This window comes from Frankia sp. CgJB1, from assembly GCF_977947065.1.
This window is the reverse complement of sequence record NZ_CDWTNB010000238.1, coordinates 1-5254: the sequence shown is the minus strand read 5'-3', so window position 1 is coordinate 5254 and position 5254 is coordinate 1. Positions and strand designations below refer to the sequence as shown.

At 71.6% G+C, this 5254-nt stretch carries 4 protein-coding genes and 1 pseudogene; 3 read left to right on the top strand and 2 right to left on the bottom strand.

What is annotated here, in order from left to right:
• Positions 1 to 145: 145 nt before the first annotated feature.
• Positions 146 to 526, bottom strand: coding sequence for a type II toxin-antitoxin system death-on-curing family toxin (locus AC08OT_RS18985; protein ID WP_462185803.1), 381 nt, complete (start codon positions 524 to 526; stop codon positions 146 to 148).
• Positions 523 to 720 carry a ribbon-helix-helix protein, CopG family gene (locus AC08OT_RS18980; RefSeq protein WP_476592036.1) on the bottom strand — a complete coding sequence of 66 codons (198 nt, stop codon included), beginning with the start codon at positions 718 to 720 and terminating at the stop codon, positions 523 to 525. The genes AC08OT_RS18985 and AC08OT_RS18980 overlap by 4 nt, the downstream gene beginning before the upstream one ends.
• 189 nt (positions 721 to 909) lie before the next feature.
• On the opposite strand from AC08OT_RS18980, the gene AC08OT_RS18975 reads away from it, so the two are divergent.
• From AC08OT_RS18975 to AC08OT_RS18965, 3 genes and pseudogenes are all read left to right on the top strand, one after another.
• Positions 910 to 2607: a TIGR02677 family protein gene (locus AC08OT_RS18975; RefSeq protein ID WP_476603129.1), complete on the top strand. Its 1698-nt coding sequence runs from the start codon at positions 910 to 912 to the stop codon at positions 2605 to 2607.
• 108 nt (positions 2608 to 2715) lie between these two features.
• Positions 2716 to 3984, top strand: coding sequence for a TIGR02678 family protein (locus AC08OT_RS18970; protein ID WP_476592034.1), 1269 nt, complete (start codon positions 2716 to 2718; stop codon positions 3982 to 3984).
• Positions 3981 to 5254 (top strand): annotated as a pseudogene (locus tag AC08OT_RS18965) (TIGR02680 family protein); the annotation flags it as partial. The gene AC08OT_RS18970 and the pseudogene AC08OT_RS18965, both read left to right, overlap by 4 nt.

Sequence of the window (5254 nt, the reverse complement as noted above, 5' to 3'; positions counted from 1 at the left end):
TTGAGACCAGCCTGTCCGGTCTCACCACTTCAGAGTTCGATCATTATAGCGGTGTCGACGCAGCTCACAGCATATATTTTCTTGGTCGCGTGACGCCTCTGCCGTCATGGTCATGACGCATTGGACGGCTGCCACGAGGCGACTCTCATCGACCGGGTTCGCTCGCCTCCGCGAGAATCCTGGTGATCTCCTCGACAGAATCGCACGCCCCCGCCGCGACGCTGATCACCAGGTCGTAGGCGCCCTCGTTAGTCAGCGTCAGACGGCGGCCGTTAAGACCATAGAAGACGATGAGCGCGGCGAGAGCGAGGCGTTTGTTCCCGTCGACGAGCGCATGGTTACGGGCGAGAGAGTGCAGCAGCGCAGCGGCCTTGCCGTCGAGGGTGGGATACGCGTCGTGACCGAAGACGGTCGCCCGCGGTCGGGCCAGCGCGGATTCGAGCAGGCCATGATCTCGGACCTGGGGCTCGGCTCCGAGCGTCCGTTCGGCGACGTGAAGCAGTTCGGGCAGCGTCAGATAGATCATTCGCCGAGCCGGCGGAGCGCCTCGGCGTACCGCGGAAGCTCCTCGTCCAACACCCGGTCCAGCAGCTCCGCACGGCTGTGCGCCTCGATGTACTCCCGGATCGCCTGCCGGGCGACCTCCTGCATCGACCGCTGCTCCAGCTCGGAGCGGCGCCGCAACGCCTCCGTCTCGGCGTCCGTCAAGCGCAAGGTCATAGCCACGCCCGGAATGGTATCATCAGCGATACCGCTACCGTCGCAATCGTCAAGCGCCGTCCGACAGCCAGCAACATCACCCCCGCAGCAGGTACAGCAGCAGGTACAGACAGACGCGCGTCATGTAGTGTCACTGGTAGCCGGTCACCCGCCGTTCACGCAGTAGCATGGTGGGCGATACTGGGCGGTGTGACGAGCGACGGACAGACCGGGCCGGCAGCCGGCGGTGATGCGCCGCCCCGGCAGCCGTTCGCGCACCTGAGCGCCCCCAACGCGGACGTCTACCGGGAGATGCTGACGACGTTCGCGCGGGCGCGGGACCGGTTCATCGTCCACATGCGCCCCGAGGACGTGCTCGCGGACCTGGGGCGGCCGGGGCAGACCGAGTCGATCGTCGCCGCGCTGGACAAGCTCGTTGAGTGGGGCAACCTGCGGGCCGACCCGGACACTGGCCGGGTGACCACGGTGGCGGACTTCCACCGGGCGCGCTACCTGTACCAGCTGACCCCGGCCGGGCAGGCGGCCGAGGAGGCGATCGCCGTCTACGAGGTGGCGATCGGCCGCCGGGGCGCCCTGCAGTCGGTGGCGCTGGAGGACATCGCCGCCCAGCTGCGCGCCCTGGTGGAGATGACGGCCGGCGACGCCGCCGATCTCGACCCGGCGAAGGTACACCTGCTGCTGCTGGGGCTGGCGGAGCGGTTCACCGGACTGGCCGACAACGCTCAGGCGTTCATGACGTCCCTCCGCCGAGTGATCGACTTCTCGGACGGTGACGTGGACGCGTTCCTCGCCTACAAGCAACGGCTCATCGACTACATCAACCGGTTCATCGCCGAGCTGGCGAACCGGGGCGCGGAAATCGCCACCCTGCTGGGTCAGGTCGAGGGGGCCGGCGTCGAACGCCTGCTGCTGCTCGCGGCCCGTCGGGAGGCGACCGACGCCGTGCCCGACGTGCCCGAGATATCCGACTCCGAGGTATCCGGGGTATCCGACCCCAGACGGACCGGAGCCGGGCGAACCGACGCCGAGCGGATTCGGACCGCCTACGACGCCGCGGTCGCCGCGGCCCTGGACGGCTGGCGCAACCGCTGGCGCGGCCTGCACGACTGGTTCGTGTCGGCGGATTCACGCCGTCCCTCCCAGGCACGGTTGTTGCGGGGCGCGGCGATCACCGCGATCACCCAGCTCATCGACACCGTCGCCGCACTCAACGAGCGCCGTACCGGCCGTTCGGACCGGTCGGCGGACTTCCGCACGCTCGCCCGCTGGTTTGCCGAGGCCCCTGACGACGCGGCGGCCCACCGGCTGTGGCGGGCCGCCTTCGGCCTGGCCTCGGCCCGGCATCTCACCGTCAGCCAGGAGACCGTCGCCGCCTGGCAGGAGGACGAGCCGACACCGAACACGCCGTGGCAGGAGGCGCCGCCGATGCGGATCAGCCCGCAGCTGCGCCGGACCGGTTCCTACGAGCGGCGCGGAACGCCGAACCGGGTCACGGACCGCGCGCAGCAGCGGCGGCTGCTCGCCGAGCAGGCCGCGCGGGAGGCGGAGCAGGCCGCGTCCGCTCGGGCCCGGCTCGCCACCGACGGGCCGGTACTGCTGTCCCAGCTCGGCGTCCTGGACCGGCAGGCGTTCCGGCTGTTCCTCGGCCTGCTCGGGGACGCGCTCGCCGCCAGGCTGCCGGGCGATACCGAGGTGGAGACCACGTCCAGCGACGGCACGGTCCTGATCCGGCTCACCCTCGTCCTCGGCGGGGGGGGTGGCGCGGATCGAGACCGAGGATGGCGTCCTGGACGGCCCGGAACACACCGTCGAGATCGTCGACCTGGCCGGTGCGGCATCGCATCCGGCGGCCTGGAACGGCCTGAATGGCCTGAACGAGAGGAATGACCGAAACCGGCAAAACGATCTGAATGGCCGGATGGACGCCCTCGATCCGGTCGTACTCGCCGGTGGGCCGGACCGGCTCGAGCTGCTGGAGACCGGACGGGTGTCCGGATGACGGCGGACTCGGTCGCCGAGGAGAACCGGGCCGCGCGGCGCAGGGCCTTGCGCGCGCTGCTGGCCGGGCCGCTACGCACCGCCGGCGCGGACGACGAGGTCCTGCGGCTGGTCCGCCGGCACGCCTCCGAGCTGCGCGAGTGGCTCGCCGCTGAAACCGGCTGGCGGCTGGTCGTCGACGCCGAGTCGGCGCGGCTGTTCAAGACGGCGGCGACCATCCAGGACGACACGCACCCGGCGCGGGAGGGGAAGGGTCGAGCGCCGTTCGGGCGGCGCCGCTACGTCCTGCTGTGCCTCGCGCTGTCGGTGCTGGAGGCGGCGGACACCCAGATCACCCTTGGCCGGTTGGCCGAAGGGGTGCTGGTCGCGGCGAGCGACCCGGAACTGGCCCGCACCGGGGTCACCTTCACCCTCAGCCGCCGGGACGAACGTTCCGACCTCGTGGCGGTGGTCCGGCTGCTGCTCGCGCTCGGCGTGCTGGATCGGGTCGCCGGCGAGGAGGACGCCTATCTGCGCGACAGCGGCGACGCGTTGTACGACGTACGCCGCAGGGTGCTCGCGTCGCTGCTGACCGGTACCCGCGGCCCGTCGACCATCGACGCCGACGACATCGGGGCGCGGCTCGCCGAGCTGACCCACGAGCCCGTCCCCGACACCGACGACCTGCGCAACCGGTCGCTTCGCCACCGGTTGACCCGCTGGCTGCTCGATGATCCCGTCGTCTATTACGACGAGCTCGCCGAGGACGAGCGCGCCTACCTGATCAGCCAGCGCCGGGCGATCACCAGACGGATCGAGGACGCCACCGGTCTGATCGCCGAGATGCGCGCGGAAGGGATCGCGATGGTCGACCCCGACGACGAGCTCACCGACGTACGGATGCCGGAACAGCGCACCGACGGCCACGTGACCCTGCTGGTCGCCGAGTATCTCGCCGCCCAGCCAGATTCCGCGGGGCCGGTGCCGGTCGGCCGGCTGCGTGGCTACGTTCGGAAGATGGCGGCCAAGCATTCCACCTACTGGCGGCGGGGCGTCACCGAACCGGGTGCCGACGCCGAGCTGCTCGCCATGGCGCTGGACAAGCTGCGCGCGCTGCGGCTGGTCACGGACGTGCCGGGCCAGGCCGGCGAACCACCGGCGGTGCTCGCCCGGCCCGCGATCACGCGCTACGCCGTCGAGGCGCCGACGATCCACGACAGCCGGGTGGGCGGCGCCGGTCCGGTCAGAAGCGGTCCGGTCAGAAGGAAGAAGACGAGCCGCCGATGAGCACCTCGCCCCGCGTGCCCGCGGCACCGACCCGCGCGTCCACGGCACCGGCACCGGCACCGGCACCGGCACCGGCCACGACACCGACACCGTCCCCGGCCTCGACCGCGATTCCCGTTCCGGCCCGAGAGGACCGCTGGCAGCCGCTGCGCGCCGGCCTCGTCGACCTCTTCTACTACGACGTGGAAGAGTTCCACTTCCACGACGGGCGGCTGCTGCTGCGCGGCAACAACGGTACCGGCAAGTCGAAGGTCCTCGCGCTGACGCTCCCGTTCCTGCTGGACGGCGAGCTGGCCGCGCACCGGGTCGAACCGGACGGTGACCGCAACAAGCGGATGGAATGGAACCTGCTGCTGGGCGGCCGGCACCCGCATCCCGAGCGGCTCGGCTACACCTGGCTGGAGTTCGGCCGGCTGGGCGGTGACGGCGTCCCCGAGTACCGTACGATCGGGGCCGGTCTGAAGGCGGTCAGCGGGCGCGGCATCGTCCGACACTGGTTCTTCGTGACCCGCCAGCGGATCGGTCCGCAGCTGTCCCTGGTCGGCCCGACCCGGGTGCCGCTGACCAGGGACAAACTGAAAGACGCCGTCGACGGCCACGGCGCGGTGTATGACACCGCGTCGGACTACCGCCGTGCCGTGGACGAAGCGCTGTTCGGTCTCGGCGGGCACCGGTACGAGGCCCTGGTCAACCTCCTGATCCAGCTACGCCAGCCGCAGCTGTCCAAGAAGCCCGACGAGAAGCTGCTCTCCCGGGCACTCACCGAGGCGTTGCCGCCGCTGGACCCCGCGCTCGTGGTCACCGTGGCCGAGGCGTTCCGGGGCCTGGACGAGGAACGGGAGACGCTGCGCGCCCTCGCCGAGGCGGAAACGGCGGCGCAGGCGTTCCTGACCCACTACCGCCGGTACGCCCGGGTGGCCGCGAAACGGTACGCCGCCCCGCCGCGACAGGCGCACAGCCGCTACGAGCAGCACGGGCGGGATCTCGCCGAGGCCGACGCCGCGCATCAGGCGGCGGTCGAGGCCCTGACGGCCGCGCAGCAGGCGCTCACCGAGGTGGAGGAGGCGAAGGCCACACTGACCGCCCGGCGAGACGCGCTGCGGGACAGCCCGGAGATGCGCGACGCGGCGGCGCGGCGGGGCGTCGAGGAGGATGCCGGGCGGCTCACCCGGTTCGCCGCCCAGCGGGACCGGGACAGCCGGGACGCGGCCGAGGCCGCCGGCGACCGGAAGCGCCGGCTCACGGGGGCGGAACGCACGGTCCAGGCCGA

Excerpts from the sequence above, each read along its gene's own strand:
- AC08OT_RS18970 (WP_476592034.1), top strand. The coding sequence starts at position 2,716 with ATGACGGCGGACTCGGTCGCCGAGGAGAACCGGGCCGCGCGGCGCAGG.
- AC08OT_RS18980 (WP_476592036.1), bottom strand. The coding sequence starts at position 720 with ATGACCTTGCGCTTGACGGACGCCGAGACGGAGGCGTTGCGGCGCCGC.
- AC08OT_RS18985 (WP_462185803.1), bottom strand. The coding sequence starts at position 526 with ATGATCTATCTGACGCTGCCCGAACTGCTTCACGTCGCCGAACGGACG.